Origin of the sequence: Aquimarina spinulae (assembly GCF_943373825.1) — a bacterium.
In the GTDB taxonomy this organism is placed as follows: Bacteria; Bacteroidota; Bacteroidia; order Flavobacteriales; family Flavobacteriaceae; genus Aquimarina; species Aquimarina spinulae.
This window is the reverse complement of sequence record NZ_CALSBP010000001.1, coordinates 855,026-873,882: the sequence shown is the minus strand read 5'-3', so window position 1 is coordinate 873,882 and position 18,857 is coordinate 855,026. Positions and strand designations below refer to the sequence as shown.

The window sequence follows — 18,857 nt, the reverse complement described above, 5'->3', positions numbered from 1 at the left end:
TATTTATTGTTCTAAGTACTTCCTCAAACTCTCTTCGTTTTGCTGAATTACTTTTGCTAGCTTAGTCAAATTTAATATCTCGTTATTATCCTTTACTTTTGGTTTAAGCTTATTGATTTCAGGATAATCCGGATCATCTTCTCTGATATAAAATTTCCAGAAAACATTGATAGAAAGTCTTCTCAAGACTTCTTTTTTTGTTTTAAACAATTCATCATCTTCAAATACAGTCCAGCTGTTTTTCTTTTTCAGTAGTGTAGCAATTTTATTATTTGATATTACACTATCGATAACTGTTTGATACTTTATTAAGCAATATTTATTGCCTGAATATGAAAACTTTAATCTACTGATTAGGGCTATATAGTTTTTTTTTCTTATTTCCTTTGATGTCAGAAAAAATAGACTGATTATATTTTGTTACCATAGCTTCTGGAGAATTTCCTGAAAGAACTGTACTAACAATAGAATCTTTATCCCTTGCATTGATTTTATAATCATAGATATAGGTATCACTTTGCTTTGTCATTAGGTACCCATTAATTTTTTCTCCTTTAAACTTGTTATAGTCTATTTGAGCTTCTAAGGATATTGAATGGATTAACAAAAATAAAAGCAACCCTATTTTATATTTTGTTCTCAGAAAAATTACCATGCCTTTTCATCTATAAAATAATTTAACATATCGGTGTTTTTTGATGTATACCAGCCATAAAACGTATTTACCAATCTATCTAAACTAATGCCTTTATTCTCTGTAATCTCTTTTAAAAGTTCCTTCTCTTTTTGATGGTCGACAGATCCTGTTAAAACATTCTTTAGTTTATCAGATTTCAACCTCATTAACATTATAGATAATCTAGAAGTATAAGTAGTAGACGTTTTATACCACCTGTTATTTTTCTTTTGCATAACTACGGCAGCAGATATTGGTTTAATAACATCTTCAAGATGAATGTAAAACTTAATAATGGCGGTAGGTACACCTTCAACTACAAACTCTAATTTATTATGTAATACAAAAAAATTCTTATCGATATCCATATTTGCTATTTGCTCAAAATGCTTTTGGGATTTTTTATCTGATTTTTCTAAACCACCTAATGTATTATAGCCTACCCATTTTTGTGACTTTGCAGATATAATGGATTGCATTAATTGTTCGGGGAAATTATTAACTGCTTGTACAGTATCTTTATACACTGCTTTGATCTTAAGAGGTGGGGCATATTCATAAAAAAACATACCCTCAGAATTATCTCCTCCAAGGATTATTGGAGAATCTTGTGTATATATGTTACTATACATCAAAATCATTAATAATCCTAAAAATCTAATTCTCATTCTATTCATAATTACTTTGTTGAATCATACAGAACTATAGCATCAATTACATTTACTGATACTTTCTCATCAAGAGCTGTGAACTCTAAAAAGCCTTTTGTCTTTATTTTTACTTCTCCATTAACTACAAGAGGGTCTAACTGTATTATGCCTTCAAATTTATTTTCGTCTACATTATATTTTGCTATACCCGAAATAGAAGCTTCTGCAAATCCACTAGCAGAAAAACTTACTAAATCTTCTGCTACTAACAGCTTAGTTTTAATACCACCTGTAAGAGATCCTTTAGGAGCTAATTCAACAGAAAAGTTGTATTTTTTAGGCATTTCTTGATCTACAACTCTTAGTTCTTCTAAGATTCCTTTGGCAATCAATTCAAACTTTGGTGCAATAAAAAACTTAGTTTCCAAGATCTCTGGTATATCCAATATTCGTAGAGGGCCGGGAGGGCTAAACTCTAATTCTTTGTTCATTTCTATTCCGCCTTCTATTACTCCTTCTCTAGCAATAGCGTAAAACCTGGAGTCTTCATCTTCAACATTTTTCTGTGAACCTGTTATTTTTAAAGGCGATATTTCTACAGGAATATTAATATTTGTATATTCTTTTATTTTTTCCTGTAGTTTCTTTAGAGTTTTATTTATCTTCTCATATTGCTTTTTTAGAACACCATCTAAGCCATCTGGAAATACTGCGACAGATTTAGAATTCTCATGAATCATTTTTACATTCACAGTATATTCTCTATCTTTTTTATTAACTGCCGTAATCGAATGTGATAATGAATCTTCTTTCGAAACCGTCCAATTCTCTACATCATCATATATTTTACTAATTGTATTTTTTCCCTTATATTCCTTTTTGGATTCTATTACAATATCTCCAGAAGATTTTAAAGTTTTTGTTTTCCAATCTAAATTTAGGTTATTAAAAACTTCTTCTTTTTCTTTTGCTATGATCTTCGCAACTACTTCTTTGTGACTAATCATATATAAGGTTTCTCCCGCAAGAGCTTTTCTATTAGGAGATTTTTTATCTTGTACATACATTTGATCAATGATAAGTTGTCCTTTTACAACCTCTTCTCCATTTTCATTTACTATAGGGTCACCGCCAGCAGAACCTTCATTTTCTGGATTATTACTCACTACCTCATTATTCTCTAAATCAGGATCATCAATGTTCGTAGGATTATCTATAGGAGGAGGAGTATTAGTTGCATTATCAACTACAGGGTTATTATTATCATTGCCTGTAACCGGATTATCAACTACAACAGTGGGCTCTGTTTCATTAGCAGGCTCATTATTATTATTTGGAACCGAATACGGATCTTCAGGATCATATCCACCAGAATCATCATTACTTGCTGTATCATTATCACCCCTATCATTATTTAAAATATCATCTATAGTAACAATACCTCCACTATCTTGATCATAAATAGTTTCTACAATACCTTCTATTAATTGATAATCTGTATTAATACCAATATTATCAAACTTTACTTTAACACTTAGATTAGAGAGATAAGGAACAATGATATATCCCTCCCCAGAAAATGTTCCTCCACTCTGTCTTATCTCTTCTACAACTACCGGAAAATCTCCTGCGGTAAATACATCTTCTTTTATCAATTCCTGCAACCTATCTTGATTGGTGATTTTTATTTCTGGAGTAATACCACAATTATATGTAATAGCATCATTAGAGGCAATTGTTGTTGTAAATTCATAAATTTGAGAATAGGTATATGCTCCATTTTCCATACATTGCCCACCAACTCTAAACTCGTATGTAGTACCTGGTTCGAGGTTATATATGGTCATGTTTTGATTTACAGCATTTCCTTCAAACCATATTGCATTTTCGACATCTTTTTTACGGTACTGCACATTGTATTTTAAATGATTTACTCCCTGCCAATAGATTTTTTCTGAAGTTGTATTTTTTGCTTCTGCTAGTATATATGTTGGCTCAGCACAACCTCCAGAATACGTGAAATTATAAACTTCACTATATCCTTCATTTTTAAAAACAGAAGATTCACTTATCCCATCTCTTACCATGGCACGCACTCGCCATGCATAACTTTTATTTGGTAACAATCCCGTTTCAGAAGGGCCGTATAGCAAAGTAGTTGCAAAAGTATTGGTTTGATATAAAGGTTGGCTTGCCAAAAACAAAGCTTGAGGATCCATTTTGCTATCCCAAAGTTCTGTAAGTGTAAATTCATATTCTACATTAGTGGCATTAAGATGTCTGGGAGTCCACTGAAATATAATATTCTGTGGATCTCTCATCACAACTTGTTCGCCTTGATTAGGGATATTTAAAAATGGAGGGTCATTAAGTACCAAATAGGCCATCGCACAACTCTTACGAGAAATTTGTTTACCAGATATAACCTCATAGGCCTCAAAACAAAAACGATACATGCCTTCTGGTAGGCTTGTGCTATACTTTTGAGGAGTTATTCCTGTTAAGTTTTGAAGAGCAAAATAAGGCTGAAGATCAATATTGCTTAAACGCAAAGGTATCCCACCATCTAAAAAAATAGGATTTGTACCAAGGACTACATCGGTACTTTGTATCGATATTCCTGCATTGTTTTCGATATACAGCTTTAACCGAATTTCCAAATTAGATCTTGTGATATCTGTAAGTAATAAGTTTACCAATAATTTCTCTGAAGCAGATGTTGTATATTCTGATAATTGTAAACTATAAGGTGGTATTACTTGAGGGGTAATATTTACCGGAAATACTTGTGCTCTTACTGTAGATATAAAAAATACCGTAAACGCTAAAAGGCAATATTTATATTTTTTTTGCATAATACTATTATTTCTAAAAATATCCTTCATTTTTAAATACATGACTTATTATCTATTTTCTTTTTGGATTTTGATATCCGTAAGTATATAAGAATTCTGTCCATCCCTAATAAAGCTTTTGACTTTAATAGCCCCTTTTTTACCTTCTTGAGTCTGAAAAAGAACAATTCTTGGTATCAATGTATCATCAAAGTCTTGTAACCCTCCAGAGGTTTCTTGTATGAGTAAGCTTTCAAGTAATGTATCATCTGGCATACTATCAAACTCTGCTACCGTTAATGAAGCAGAGCAGCTACACAATTCTTGAGAATTAATAAAAATGGTTTTCTTAGGGTTTATCAACTCATCAAATGTGGTTCCTAATAATGCATCAGGGCTCACAAACCTATTGCGGGTAAACGTATCACTCAGCCCAAAAAAAGTAAGGTCAATACGTTTCTCGATATCAGAAGTAATCTCTTCTGCTGTATACACTTTTCGGTCGGCAACACTATAAAAACTTCCTATTGTATTTGATATATGAGCTGTATTAATACCAAACCTGATATCATTCAATATTCTAAGATTGGTGTTTTTAAAAAATTCTATTTGTTTACTGATTGTCTTAGTTTCTTTTCCATTAGAAACTGTTAGACTAATCGTTTGAACTCCTTCCTGATTAAATATCACTTCTGGATTTTCTTCTATTGACATAGAAGTTGAGGCTCCGTTAAATTTCCATTCATACGATGTAGCACTAACCGAATTATTATTAAATTGTATACGTGCCGGGATCTGAAAATCATCATCTTCAAAAGCTAAATCAACATCAAAATCTGACTCCAAAAATGGAGCTACAGTAATTGTTTTTTGTTGCTCATATGTCTCTCTTCCGTTACTTACTTGTAATATAACTATATGATCTCCCGGCTCTGTAAAAACGACTTCTCCCGGATTTTGTTCTGTAGATGTTGCAGGAGTACCCTCTTCAAAAATCCATAAAAAAGTATCTGCTCCAGATGAGTTATTCTGAAAGCTATAGGCTGCAGGCGAAAAGTTATCTACCAAATTAGTGGCCTCAAAATCTACTATTACGGGATCATCTATTTGTATCTCCTCTATTCTAGTATCTCTGGACCCATCTTCATTAGTTGCAGTAAGTTCTATTGTATATATCCCTTTTTGATCATACTGTATAACCCCGGGGTTACGATTAACAGATCTAGAGGGAGTTCCTCCTTCAAAAATCCATTCATAATCTTCTCCTCCTTCTGTTTTATTAATAAACACAACTTGAACAGGAATAGAAAAATCATCATTAAAAATTTCAACGTCAAAATCAACAATAACAGGGATCGCCTCTTCTTTGGCACAGCCAAAAAGAGAAAGTATTGATATGATATATATTATGTTTTTCATATTACAAAACTTAGAGAGAAATAGAAATGTCTATTCAAACACCAGTTTACGGGTTTCTGAACCTCTAGGTGTTTCTAATAACATTAAGTATACTCCTGTGGGTAAGGCAAGAGAATAGTCTAGTAAAAAGTCAATATTGCTGCCCTCGACACGTTGATCTACTATTGCACCAGACATTAGGCTTATGATCTTCAATGTTACATTAGACTCTTCTGTCAGACCAATCTTGGTTTGAAAATTGCCTCCATTGGGGTTAGGAAATACAATAAACTCTTCTATAAAATCATTTTCAGAATTAGAGACTGCTGGCCCCACTATCGTTGGTTGAACTAAAACAGTTCTTGTGAAATCCTGATAACAGTCTCCTTGAGTTGACCTCAGAATAACATCATACGATCCTTCTTCATCGAATACGAGAACTATTTGATCCTCTGTTTCAGAAACTACTTCTACTCCTTCAGGGATTGTCCATTCTATTGTTTCCCCAATTGGCTCACTAATATTGACCAGTATAACCTCCTGATTAGTATATGCCTGAGTAGTAATCAAAAAATCTGAATCTATTGGAATATTTGTAACTTCTACCTCTATTTCTCCTACTCCAACACATCCAATACTATTTGTAATAGTCACAATGTATCTGCCTGATTGATTAAGTTCTACTTTACTATTCGAACTCGTAAACCCATTATCACCTGACCATGAATACGTCGCTCCAGGATCATCAATTGTAATATCAAGATTAAATGATTGATCTTTACAAAGAGTTCTTTTATTCTCTAAGCGAACAACAACAGGATCTGGATCTTTTAATATTTCTTCATAAATAGCTTTACACCCTTTACTATCGGTTACTTCTATGCTATAGATCCCTGAAGATAAATTTGTAATATTAGTAGATGATGTACTACCTGTATTCCAACGATAACGATAAGGAGGGCTGCCTCCTTCGACATCTACACGTATGCTTCCATCATTCCCACCAAAACATGTTGGTGATATTACTGATATCGGGGTTATTTCAATCCCGTTAGGTTGATCAATTTTTATTCTACCTTCAATCTCACATCCTTTGGCGTCTATTACAAAAACAAGATAAGTACCTGCTATGAGATTGTTTATTGTTGATGTTGTCTCTCCGTTACTCCATTGATATGTATATGGTTTTGTTCCACCTGTAACCACAGCTTTTGCTGTTGCATCACCTCCGCTAGCACAAGTCACTTCTGTATTTTGAAAGGAAATTTCTAGTTTATCAGGTTGTGCTAAATATTTTGTACTATCAACAGCCTGAATTAGTCTATATTCTCTAGAGCCATCAATATCTGTATACTCTTCATAAGTTCCTAAAACAATTCCATTTGCATCCTCAACATTTAATGCATAAGTGCCTACACTCAATCCCTCAATAATCTCATCATTATCAGCAATGTCTTGCCAAACTCCACCTACATTTTTTTTCCAACGATAACAATACAAACTAAAATTTTCTCTACACTCTCCAGCTTTAGCAAGAGTAGTTTTATCAAAAGGAACACCTCCTGTTACAGTTGCTATTAACGCTCCATCCTGAAACTGATCTGCAATCCCAATAGGGTCGATAAAATCAATTCCGTCGCTATATTCATTTTCGATATGACATGAAATAAGGTTAAAAACTTCTATAGTAACTTCTAACGGCTCTGGTTGCTGTAAATTAAACTGAATATTGGTTACAAAACATCCTTTTTTATCAGTAGCAGGGTTAAAATTAGCATCAAATACATCTAGAGTATACACTCCTGCCCCAACTGAATGCAGTAGGGTTTGATATCCCTGATCGCCAGAAAGGACTGTATTTATAGCTGTATTGAGTACATCCCCTCTTTCATTTTTCCATACAAATGTATACGTGCCATCTGTAAAAGGAGTTCCGTTAAAAATTCTAGCACTCATTCTTCCATCTTCAAAACCAAAAGCTCTTGGTTCGTTAATAAGTTCTACCTCAACATCGACCGGGGCATCAGGCTTATCTATCATTACCTGTTTCACTAGATCATTATTTAAAGTATCTTTTGAAATACAACCATTTCTATCCCTCAATTTTATATAATACGTATCAATCTCTAATCCTGTAATAGAATGTGTTGTTCCCGAAGCAAATGAGATCCAATTGGTTCCAAAAGTGTCGCTTTCTTTTCTCAAAAGATATTGATATCCACCTACACCTCCTGTAGCAGTTAATAAAATCTCACCATCAGCCCCATCAAAACACCAAACATCTGTTTTATCATCGGCTGGTTCCCTTGCAAAAGCAACTGCATCTGGTTCCCTTACGGTAAATTCTAATGTATGGAATTCTCCATCTGTATAAAAATTCTGAAGAACCCCACCTCGTATATACTTCCCTATAAGGTTATCGAATTTATAATCCCCTGCCGGGAGATTAGAAAACGTCATACTGGATACTGTTCCTGTAGGGGTTATATTTGAATACGCTACACCAGTATCATAAATACCACTGGCAAGTTTTTTATGTAGTGTGAAATTTAATTGATCACCAGACTTAAATGGAGTAAAATTAATGGATACTTCACCATCACTTCCACCTTTACAAGTTACAGGTGTATTCCTTTCAATTTGAAAATAGGGTGCAGACCTAACGATCCTAAATGATGTAAAATTATGATGTACGGTATGACTATCACATCCATTCCTTGAAAATGCTCCTATGATAATGGTTTTATCCAAAAAGGTATCTTCATTACCGAGTCCTCCTAAAAAATCACTTGGTCTTAAGTCAAATATCGATCTATTAGGAGCAGTAGGAATGTCGATCCATAGATAATTGGTTTTATTAACAAAACCAAGATTACCATTAGCAAAATCTCCTTGTCTGAAAGCGTTTGCTATTGGCCGTATGTTTGACCCTCCTTCTCCTTCTATTCTATATTTCCAATGGTATACATTGGGGTGATGAGGACCAGTGGCATTGACTCTCATTGGATCATTAAATCCTGCTATATTAACACCAGAGCCTCCTCTTGTTATACCCGGCAAAGGAATTACTCTAAATCTAAAATTAATACTTTGGGGGTTTATATCACGCCCCACAGGGAGGCTACCATTAACAATTCCTGTATTGATCGTTTGTGGTTGACATGGATCTACCCCACCAACAGGAAAAGAATATACTTCCTCATGTCTATCACTACTGTTCTTTTTTTTTCTATAATTAAAATGAATACGGATTTCTTTTACTTTATGCTCAAAGTAATATTCTCGTTGCAAATATTGATTAAAAGGAGCAACTCTAGATTGATTATGACTAATAGATTTCTGAACACCCTCATTAAAATCGCCAAACGATATATAATCTTTTTGTAACGGATTATTGGGTGCTGTATTAAAGGGATATTTAAAAACGTCATAATAGAAAAATTTACTCCAAAAAATAAACTGTTGGCCATTTGTTGCAGGCTTGCCTCCAAAGTCAGGTATAACATATCCTTTGGTAGGGTCTTCGTACACAGCAAAAACACTTATCTGATCTGTACGAGGATCAAATCCCAGTCCACGAATAAATTCCTCTACTACTATTTTTGTTTTCTCTGTTGTAGTATCACCAGCCTGAGCAAATATACCAGCACACATCATTACAAAAACTAGCATTGACATGATACTCTTATAGTTAATAGTTAGGGGCATTTTATATACATTGGTCATAGTTTCATTCTTTTTTACATCATTCATTGTTACAATTTTGTATAACAGAATAAGGTTTATTTTCTCAAAACTTTATTTCCTTTTTTTTCAATTTAGAGTGATTTCCCTTGTTGGAAATAGCTTTTATTTGATATACATACGTATTATTTGGAGAAACAGATTCATCAGTCAATTTATTAATTGAGCCAGGTAGCTGTTTCCATAAGGTAGGTTTCTCTTCTTTCTTTGATTTATAAATTAGAATTTCTGTAATCATAGCAGACATTTTCCTCCAGTTTAAGAGGACTTTATTGTTTGCCCTATCGGATATCACCGTGAATCCCTTAACAAAATCTTCATCGACAGATATCCTACTTGTAACGGTAACTGGAGTAGATGAAACTGATTGAATTCCTGCTTCGTTTTCTGCATATATCGCATAACGATATTTGATTCCAGGATTAATTTGAGCATCTGTATATGTCGATACGGTATCTGTTTTAAAAAGTAACTTCCATTCTGATTTTTCTACATTTTTCCTATACAGTAGATGGTTTTTAATGTTAGCACTAGTACTATTTATCCATGTAAGGGAAATAGCACTGTTGTTAACTTTATATGCTGAAAACACAGGTGATGATGGCGGTACTAAACTTGGTTTTTTAAGCTCAAGAAGGTCTGAGTATTCTGACATATTATACCGTTTATCAACAGCTACAACCTGATAAAAAATAGAGGCGTTTAAAGATTTAACTTGTACGGTGTCTATAAAACTATTCTTAACTATTGGATCTATAGTAATCTGCGATAGTTCGTCATTTTTTCTATTCCCTCTGAAAACTCTATACCCCAACATATCATTTTCTAAATTAGGATTCCACTTTAAGGTTACAATACCTAATGTATCAATAACGGCCTGCAAACCATTTGGAGCAACAGGCGGCAATGAGTCTATAGTTTGTACAAAAGCAGTTAATGAGCTTGTGCTTTGGTTATTTTTTCCAATCGCAGATATTCTAAAATAACTAGACTCTTCAGGTTGTGTATATACTGTAGTTCGACTATTAGGAGATAGGTCAGATTTTACAACTTTATAAGGGCCTTTTTCTTTTGGTGCCCAATTGAGTTCGAACCCACTAATTTCATTTTCTGCTTCTTTTTTAAAATCCCATGAAATGATAATATTACCTGAAGCATTAATTTCATGCTTGGATATAAAAGGAATTGCAGTAAGTTCTTTTATACCTTCTGCCAACACTACTTTAGAAGGGTCACTTTGCTCTCCAAATGGAGATATCCCTAATACCCTATAATAATATTTTTTATTGTTTTGAGGTAGTGTATCAATATAAAACATTCTTTTTACAGGGTTTTCTGGAGAGTCATTTAAATTAACCAGTGGAGTATCCCCCCCCAGCCTTTTATAATTTGTACCATCTTCTGATCGTTCTACATAGTATGATGTATATATAGATTTGAAAAGATCATATTCCCAGGTAAGCATAATGCTCTTATCTCTAGGTACGGCAATCAAATCTATAGGAGGAGGTAAAGGTTCTATATTTGACATTTTTACAGACACCTTTCCTTCTTCAATATTCAAAAGTGACTCAGGAACTGCTGTTTGTATTATATACAGGTATTCTTCTCCAGCAACGACATCCCTGTCTTCGTATCCCAAAGCTGCTAGTTTTGCTGCTTCAAAATTCATATCAGCAGCAAATAGCCCAAAAGAAAAACGTTGTTCTATTTCTCTAGATTTGTTAACAATCGACGCTAGACCACCTTGTTGCATTTCCTCGACTTCAAAACTTTCTCCGTATAAAGCTTGTGCAAGAATGGCTGCATAATCATTAGTCTCGGAAATTTTTCCCCAATCTTTAACAGGACCGGGAAGCAATGGAGTTGGGGTAATAACTTTTTTTATTGGTGGATTTACTAATTGACCTTTTTTTAAGATAGTATAACGTTCTATAACATATCCATATGTATTAGCTTTAAGCCATGCTGATGGAGTAGTGACACCCCATCTAAGTAGAATTTTACCTGTATTGGCTCTCGCTACAACTTTTACCTCATCTTTTGGGTTTTCTTGAGAAAAACTCACCAAAAAAAACATAAAAAACAACAGATATATCGATTTCCTATACATACTTATATTTCTTTTCTCAATCGGCATCATCAACTTATTTAATAGGGTTAGTATATTTATAGGTTGCAGAAGTTCCTTTTATTCCTCCAGGCAAAGTATATTTTAGGTTTATGGTGTATTTACCATAGGATATGAACTTAAAGTATTCAGAAAGAATGCTTAACTCTTGAGGAGTAGTCCCCAAACCTCTAACATAAGATAAACGTACGGCGTCCTGAATGTTTTCAAAATCCTGATAGTATACCTGGGCCAAATTGTACCTAAACGGGAAACTGGTTGCCCTAAAGTCTATATCTATATTATTTTCGAGACTCGTTAGATAACTTCCTATTATTGGGACTGCTTTTTTAGGTACATATCCATATATAGAATAATCCCTCTTAACACTAGTGCTAAACTTACTTCCCTCTGGGTATTTTTGATATAACACTGGATTTATGTCCCTATTAAAATAGGAGTCTTTTAAATCCGATTCTACAACTACAAGAGGTGTATTTTGAGAAAACTTATTTCCATGTAATTCGACCAAATCAAACCCTTCATGTGTATCTATTCTAGAGACAAGATTAATGACCAGGGAGTTTATTTTTTCATAACTGTTATTATTAATATCAATACTATTTACTTTGTTTTTAAAAGTTTTGTAAGTACTGGTTTTAAAATCATAGGTTAATCTATCTATTTCTCCTTCTCTGAACACATTTTGAGCTATATTACTAGTTATACTCAATGTATTTTGATCATCAAAATTGGTGATCTTAGTTTCTTCTTGATCCTTAGTGCCACCATCTGCTCCCTTAGAGGTACTAACAATAGACATCTGATATTTGGTGTCTCTACTTACTCTAGGCAATTTATAAGTTATCTTATTATCTGCATTCGAATATCCAAAATCAAATTCATCCTGACTGCCGTTTTCATCTATATACCGTAATGTGCTTTTCCATTGCTTGTCATCAAAAAGATAATCTTGCCCTCTTTTTAATTGAATATATCCGTTAGGGTATTCACCAAAATAGAATAATTGCTGGTCTACCACAGGATATGAATATAAAATATTTGACAAGGGGATATTGTTGGGTGCATTTCCTGTCACAAAAGTCCTTTCTTCTATTTCAATTGCTTTTTGTCCATTTTCGAGAATAGTTTGGAACACGCCATTTATTTTCTCCTGAAAACTTACTTCTACTGAAGCTTTTAGTTTAGTTTCAGGGGGTAAAATATCATCTGAGACAAAGGTTGCTCTATCCTTATAAAGTCCCCATTCTAGTTTACCTACAATCTCAGCTCCTAATTCATCTGTAAGTGTGAATTTTTCAAGTATCACTTTATAGGTTTTATCTCCATCATCTTCAGGTAAAACTATCGGCTCATTTACTTTTAAGGCAAAAGTTGCCTGAGGTGATGCAAAGACATCAACATCACTTCCTCCATCTTTTGGGGTTAGATCGGTAATCATTTTAAGCCCTCCTAAAGGAGATGCATTATCGAATTCACACTCTTCTCCAATAGTAATCTTAAATCTGTATTTTCCTTTAATGAATCCTCCTAGTAAACTGTATTTCCCTCCGGCATATCCTTTAAACCAGTATGGGTTAGGCCCTTTACCCTGCATCAATATTGCTGCACTACCTTTGATAATCGGTATTTTTTTCTTTTTAAAGAATAACTTAATCCTAATCCCGAGTTCTCCCTGTAAGTATGCATAAGCCTGTCCGTTAGCATACCATCCGTTAATCCCTACTTCATCACCGGTATTTACACACCGCGCATTGCCATAATCTTTGAGCATTAGATCAAAGCCAACTCCTGCCTGAAAACGGGCATATAAGATTAGGAATCTCAAATCCCCTGTATCTACCTTAAAATCAGCACCAAACGCAAATCCTCTTCCTTGCCCCAAAGAGCCTTCATCTCTTCCGTGGTCGAGACTATTGGCATCTATACCAAGTATACTGGCTACTATCGGAGGAGGAGGAGGGCTTGAAGGAATATTATCTCCCATCATAAAATACCCACCTGTTTCCAGTGATATAGGGCCTACGTTCATTTTTAATCCAAGTCGATCTGTTGGTGTTCCCATATGCACATACCACTCGTCGGGAGAAACATGTACCACCCCATAACCAGCTCTACCATTTGATGCCCTTCCTTCAATAACTCCTCCTGCAACATCTACATAAAGATCGAGTGTTGCATGAAAAGAATCATTTACAAAATCGAAATCCATACCTAGTTTTGCACTAATTGCTGCTTCACCAACGATCTCAGTTTCATATTCTTCTGATGCTTTTTGTAAAAATGTTTTACCCGATTTGGTATCTAATGCTCCTTGTACCAATTCGTTGTTTGCCAATTGACCAAGTTTTTCTTTAAGCTTATTTACTGGATTAGAAAAATCAAATGCTTTCATAACTTGTGCTTCTCCAAAAAAGCCAAGGCGATTTACTCCTGCACTACCATTAAATTCTATTTCAAATCCTGCTGAGATAGCCATTGCACTTTCATCTCCAATAGCTCCTAATGCCATAGCTTTTACACCAAGATTTATATTTTCATCTGGAATATAAGAAAGCCCTGAAGGAGAAAAAGATGAACCTGTGGTAGGTTTTCTACTCATTTTATAAAATGCTCCTCCCGCAAAACCATTTATCTGTAATGGTCCTGCCTGTATTTTTAATCCATAAATTGCTGCATCTACATACCAGTATCTAAAGTCTTTTTTACCAAAAATTGCTTTACTGGTTATGGGCCCAAAACTACCAAAAGTACCTTCTACATCGGCAGAAAATCCATCTCCATATTCAGGATCATCATCCATGAGTTCTAATGTTCCTTTAAGTTGAATCGCCCCCAAATTAGCCTCTAAATTTATTCTGGATAATTCTATCCGATCATATTTCCATTGTTGCCTATATTCTTCCTCTCTGTATTTTCCATAAATTCCAAGGCGAGTATCCGCAGAAAAACCTTTGCTTCCTTTACCCATTAGATTCACTCTAAGATCAAATTCAATACCTGCTTCATTATCATTAGAATTAAAGGCGATATTATTAATCGAAACAGGGAAATTTGCTAATGCCACACTTCCTGTATATCCCAAATAATCAACTTGAATAACTGGTGATTCTGTTTGAAGAATAAGGTTTTGAAATTCTATTCCTTTAAAATCAACTGTTTTACTAGTACTACCCGCTCCCGAATTGCTTAGCGAGGTTTTCTGGTTCGCAGCTATAGACATGCTTCCATTCAAGATTGCTTTAGGCCTAAAAGAACCTTCTACTACCCTTAATTCTACCGAAGAGTTGGGCAGTAGTTCTGCTTTTGCGCTAAAAATATCAAAATCTAAGGTATCGATTGCAGATACTGTTAATGAATATTCATCTTCAGAAATGATTCCTTTATATGTTAATCCATTTTTAGTATTCTTATTTTCCTTCGCAGCAGAAATAGGAAGTTGTATTTCTCCTTCAAAATCAGCTCCGATCAATTGACTAGAAGCAATATCAATACCAATCTTGTTTATAGAATATGCCCAGGATTTTGATGTTGATGTACGCCCAGAATCAATAGTAAAAAGATTTTTTGCAGTAAAATATCCCGAAACACCGTAGCTATCTATTAACAAATTTGCAGCTTCAAATTGAACCCTACTATTTGCAGAAATACTTTGTTTGGTTTTAAATTCTTTTGGCAAACCTACCTGTAAAGAAGCTATATATATACCTCTCCAGGATTCTATATCAGGAAGCAATAATCCTTCATCAAAATAATATTGTGGAAAATCAACATTTTCTGTCCTTAAATCACTAAAATCAAAAACAGCCTGATTTGCAGAAAAGACAAATTTATCGGGTTGACTTACCAATACAAATGGCGAAAGATTAATATTTACAATAAGGTCATTCCAGTCTGAAGCTGTTGTTTTAAAAGTACCAGTTACTCGATTGGGTATTTGAGTAGTTTTATTATCCGCTCCAATATATGTCCGTGTATCTGCCAAAGAATTTCCTTTTTCATCTACGGGCAGGATTAGATTTCTAGAAAACTGTACTTCTCCTGCTATTCCCATTTCCTTTACTCCATCACAATCAATAACTACAAATGTTTTATTATCAATAGCACCTGTAGTATAATCTAATCCTCCTTTAAGAGTAAGTAACCAATTTCCTGCATTAAAAGGGATAAACATATCTCCTAATAGTACAAGCTTGGCTTCTCCGATAATGCCTCCTTGATGGGATAGTTTAATATTGTCAGCTCCAAAATAGAGGTCAATTGGATTTCCTTTTTCATCGGTTTGAGGTAATATAGCTCTTGCAAAAACTGTAAGTTCTGTATAATCCTTGGTAAATTTAGCTTTGATAAAACCCAACTGATATTCTACTCCATTTATTTCTTTTTTAATCCCTACGGGTAGTGCTTGGCTATTACTAGTAGCGAAAGAGGATATCCAAGTTCCTAATTTTTCTATTTTCTCAAACCATTTTTTTGCTATTGTTCTAGAAGTATTGACACTTAGAGGAGTTTCCGCAAACTCATTTTCTATAGTATCAAAATTAAATTCTGAAGATGTTTTCTTTAGTAAGTTCTGAATGGGAAACTTGTTATCCAATTCTTTTAAATAAGCAAATTCATCATTATTTTTTTCCTTTTCAATTCTATCCTTTTTATCTATTAACAAAGAATCTTTTTCATTAGCTGTAACAAAAAATGAATTTAATGCAAAACAAAACAGGACTAAGTATAATTTTACTTTCATAGAAACATTTAAGATTTGGGTAAAAAATAGTATCCTCTTTAATCGATATACTAAGATTTAATTTTTACAATTTTTCAATAAACACTATTACATTTTTCACACACATATATCAGAAACAATAGTATCTACGTAAATTCATAAGAAAAGGTTTTATCATAATAAAAAACTTCTTAGTTTAAGCAATACTAGAAGGAACATCTAGGTCAAAAAAGTAACAAATGGAGAATAAAATTATACAACTTACACAAGTGTAAAAAACTCTTTTTCTTGAAAAAACAGACTTATACCCATTGAATAAAGTGTTTATTAACAATAAAACCTTTGATCTGTATTTTCATAGTAATTATAAGCAGAGTAGGCTTTATTTTTTGGATAGATTGTTTTTAGAATTCAGGTTAAAATGAGTATATAAAAAAGATAAGTTCTTAAAACTTATCTTTCAATAAAGTGAAATCATTTATTTTTTTTGATTGAAGCAAAAAATTGAAATTTTGTATCTGAACACAACCCTTGTTGAGTTACCTATCAGAGGAAAGAAAAAAGGTAAAATGTAGAAGCAAAAAATCATTTTGCAGCCAATTAAAAAATTCAAGATGATTTGGACCAGTTTTAAAATTTTAAAGGATGTACAGTAAATTTCTCTTTTTTTGCAAGATTTTCTTTTCTCCCCACCCCAAAAAGGAAGGGAGTAAAGAAAATTTGTAGCACACCTTATATTAATAAACTAATAGTCATAAATACAATATGAGGGTATATAGCTACTTTTAGTTTGCAACATGCACATCTATACTCGCATACCCTCCATCATTATAGGCATTTAAAAAATCATAAAATCCATCTCCATTAAAATCACCAACCCTCCATTGTTGAGAAGGCCAATAGCCCCATTGTTGGGTAGCTCTCCTCTGGGGGAAACCAAAACCTGAGCCACTTGATTCATACACGCTTAAATTCGCCCTTCCTGAAGAATCTTCAACTACAAAGATATCGTCAGCCCCATCTCCATTAGAATCACCTGCTCCCCATTTTTGAGAATCCCTATTAGTATAACTACCATATCTGGTAGCCCATCTATGATTAGAAAAACTAGAGCCATTAGATATACGCACATTAATAGTCGCACGATGTGCATCATTATAAATTTGTCCGATATCATGCTTACCATTTCCATCAAAATCGCCAGCCACCCATTTTTGATATAGGGCATTCCAATACGGTCCTACTTTAGTTGCCCACCTTTGTGAAGAAAAATTAGAGCCATTAGATACACGTACATCAATACTTGTACCATTTTCTTGGTTAAAAATATGTGCAATATCATACTTGCCATCTCCATTAAAGTCACCACTCAACCAGTGTTGATATTGAGCATCCCAATACCCTCCTATCTTGGTAGCCCATCTTTGTAAAGTAAAACCAGAGCCATTAGATACATGTACATTAATAGTCGAATGATTTTCCTCATTATAGATTTGTGCAATATCAAATTTACCATCTCCATTAAAATCACCGCTCACCCATTGTTGATATAGAGCATTCCAATACGGCCCTTGCTTAATTGCCCATGTTTGTAAATAAAAACCAGAACCATTAGATATATGTACATTAATACTTGTACGATGATCATGGTTAAAAACATGTGCAAAATCCTCCTTACCATCGCCATTAAAATCACCGGTTAACCATTGTTGATATTCAGGATCCCAAAATCCTCCTTGTTTAGTTGCCCATCTTTGTGCAGTAAATCTACTCACAGCAGGGTACATCCTTGCAATTCCTTGCATATCTCCTCTTGACAAACCATTTCGTTGCGAATAAAAAATTCTTCCATCTTTTTTTCTGGTCATGGTAGGTTTGTTATTTTTTGAAAAAGCATACGAATCGTACAACATAATACTTCCAAAATCTAATGCTTGGGTATATTCATCTCCATCAAACCCTTGCTCTATATACGTTTGAAAATTATTTGCTCTACCTCGTTCTATATTTTCATAATGAACTGTGACGTATTGGTCTCTGTCTACTCTGCTTTGCTCATGCCATAATCCTACGGCATGACCGATTTCGTGAATAACAACCCCCATTGTACAATCGGAAGCTAAAATAATATTTTGTTGACCTCCAACACGACCTATATTAGATGAGCATCCACTACCTTTCTTAAAATGAACATAATCTGATTGATGCGTTCGGGGTATAAATTTTAGAGAAGTATTAGTTTCCCAGTGTGCTATTGCATACGTTACTCGTTCTTTATTAGGCAAATCTCTATCTATCGTATAATATACCGTATTATTTGGCCATCGTGCTTGAGTTCTTCCTGTACTTTTTTGATGTTTTCTTTTAACCATAGCATCAGGAATCACCCGTATGTCTCCATCAAAAATATAATCTTCCTCTATTTTTTCTGCCATTACTGATTGTCCATTCAATTGAATCTCTACCCATTCTCCTCTCGCATTGGGATATGCTTGCTCGACAGAAACATCGGTATTCACCAAAATATTTTCTACGCCTTCGTCTATAGTCTCAGGTGTTTCTTTTTCGCAAGAAATAAGAAATAAACTTAATACCATTGTGTACATGGTAAACCTTTTAATTTTAAAATCATTTTTCATTAATAATTAATTTAAATTAGTTAGGGGTGTACAATAAATTTTCCTTTTAACCTGAGTTCGAT

At 33.8% G+C, this 18,857-nt stretch carries 9 protein-coding genes; all 9 read right to left on the bottom strand.

The annotated features are described in order from the left end of the window. Positions 1–3 precede the first annotated feature (3 nt). On the bottom strand, positions 4–186 hold the full coding sequence (locus NNH57_RS03885) for a hypothetical protein (protein ID WP_254504106.1): 183 nt from the start codon (positions 184–186) through the stop codon (positions 4–6). Positions 187–346: 160 nt separating this feature from the next. Further along, the gene (locus NNH57_RS03880; protein ID WP_254504105.1) at positions 347–529 is read right to left on the bottom strand and encodes a hypothetical protein; all 183 of its coding nucleotides are present in this window, start codon (positions 527–529) and stop codon (positions 347–349) included. Positions 530–648: 119 nt separating this feature from the next. After that, positions 649–1,353 (bottom strand): hypothetical protein, encoded by a 705-nt coding sequence (locus NNH57_RS03875; protein ID WP_074410269.1) that lies wholly within the window; start codon positions 1,351–1,353, stop codon positions 649–651. 2 nt (positions 1,354–1,355) lie between these two features. After that, positions 1,356–4,181, bottom strand: a complete 2,826-nt coding sequence (locus NNH57_RS03870) for a fibronectin type III domain-containing protein (RefSeq protein WP_159099296.1) — start codon at positions 4,179–4,181, stop codon at positions 1,356–1,358. 48 nt (positions 4,182–4,229) lie between these two features. Then, complete coding sequence (locus tag NNH57_RS03865) at positions 4,230–5,579, bottom strand: PKD domain-containing protein (protein WP_108808740.1); 1,350 nt, start codon at positions 5,577–5,579, stop codon at positions 4,230–4,232. Positions 5,580–5,609: 30 nt separating this feature from the next. Beyond that, on the bottom strand, positions 5,610–9,311 hold the full coding sequence (locus NNH57_RS03860; protein WP_108808739.1) for a T9SS type A sorting domain-containing protein: 3,702 nt from the start codon (positions 9,309–9,311) through the stop codon (positions 5,610–5,612). 37 nt (positions 9,312–9,348) lie between these two features. Next, a complete protein-coding gene (locus NNH57_RS03855) occupies positions 9,349–11,415 on the bottom strand; it encodes a fibronectin type III domain-containing protein (RefSeq protein ID WP_108808788.1) in 2,067 nt (688 codons plus the stop codon). A gap of 34 nt (positions 11,416–11,449) precedes the next feature. Further along, the gene (locus tag NNH57_RS03850) at positions 11,450–16,177 is read right to left on the bottom strand and encodes a hypothetical protein (protein WP_108808738.1); all 4,728 of its coding nucleotides are present in this window, start codon (positions 16,175–16,177) and stop codon (positions 11,450–11,452) included. 764 nt (positions 16,178–16,941) lie between these two features. Then, positions 16,942–18,795, bottom strand: a complete 1,854-nt coding sequence (locus NNH57_RS03845) for a M12 family metallopeptidase (protein WP_108808737.1) — start codon at positions 18,793–18,795, stop codon at positions 16,942–16,944. Between the last annotated feature and the right edge of the window lie 62 nt (positions 18,796–18,857).

Bases quoted from the DNA above. Each gene is read 5' to 3' on its own strand.
- NNH57_RS03860 (WP_108808739.1), bottom strand. From the start codon at position 9,311: ATGAATGATGTAAAAAAGAATGAAACTATGACCAATGTATATAAAATG.
- NNH57_RS03845 (WP_108808737.1), bottom strand. From the start codon at position 18,795: ATGAAAAATGATTTTAAAATTAAAAGGTTTACCATGTACACAATGGTA.
- NNH57_RS03850 (WP_108808738.1), bottom strand. From the start codon at position 16,177: ATGAAAGTAAAATTATACTTAGTCCTGTTTTGTTTTGCATTAAATTCA.
- NNH57_RS03880 (WP_254504105.1), bottom strand. From the start codon at position 529: ATGACAAAGCAAAGTGATACCTATATCTATGATTATAAAATCAATGCA.
- NNH57_RS03870 (WP_159099296.1), bottom strand. From the start codon at position 4,181: ATGCAAAAAAAATATAAATATTGCCTTTTAGCGTTTACGGTATTTTTT.
- NNH57_RS03865 (WP_108808740.1), bottom strand. From the start codon at position 5,579: ATGAAAAACATAATATATATCATATCAATACTTTCTCTTTTTGGCTGT.
- NNH57_RS03875 (WP_074410269.1), bottom strand. From the start codon at position 1,353: ATGAATAGAATGAGAATTAGATTTTTAGGATTATTAATGATTTTGATG.
- NNH57_RS03855 (WP_108808788.1), bottom strand. From the start codon at position 11,415: ATGTATAGGAAATCGATATATCTGTTGTTTTTTATGTTTTTTTTGGTG.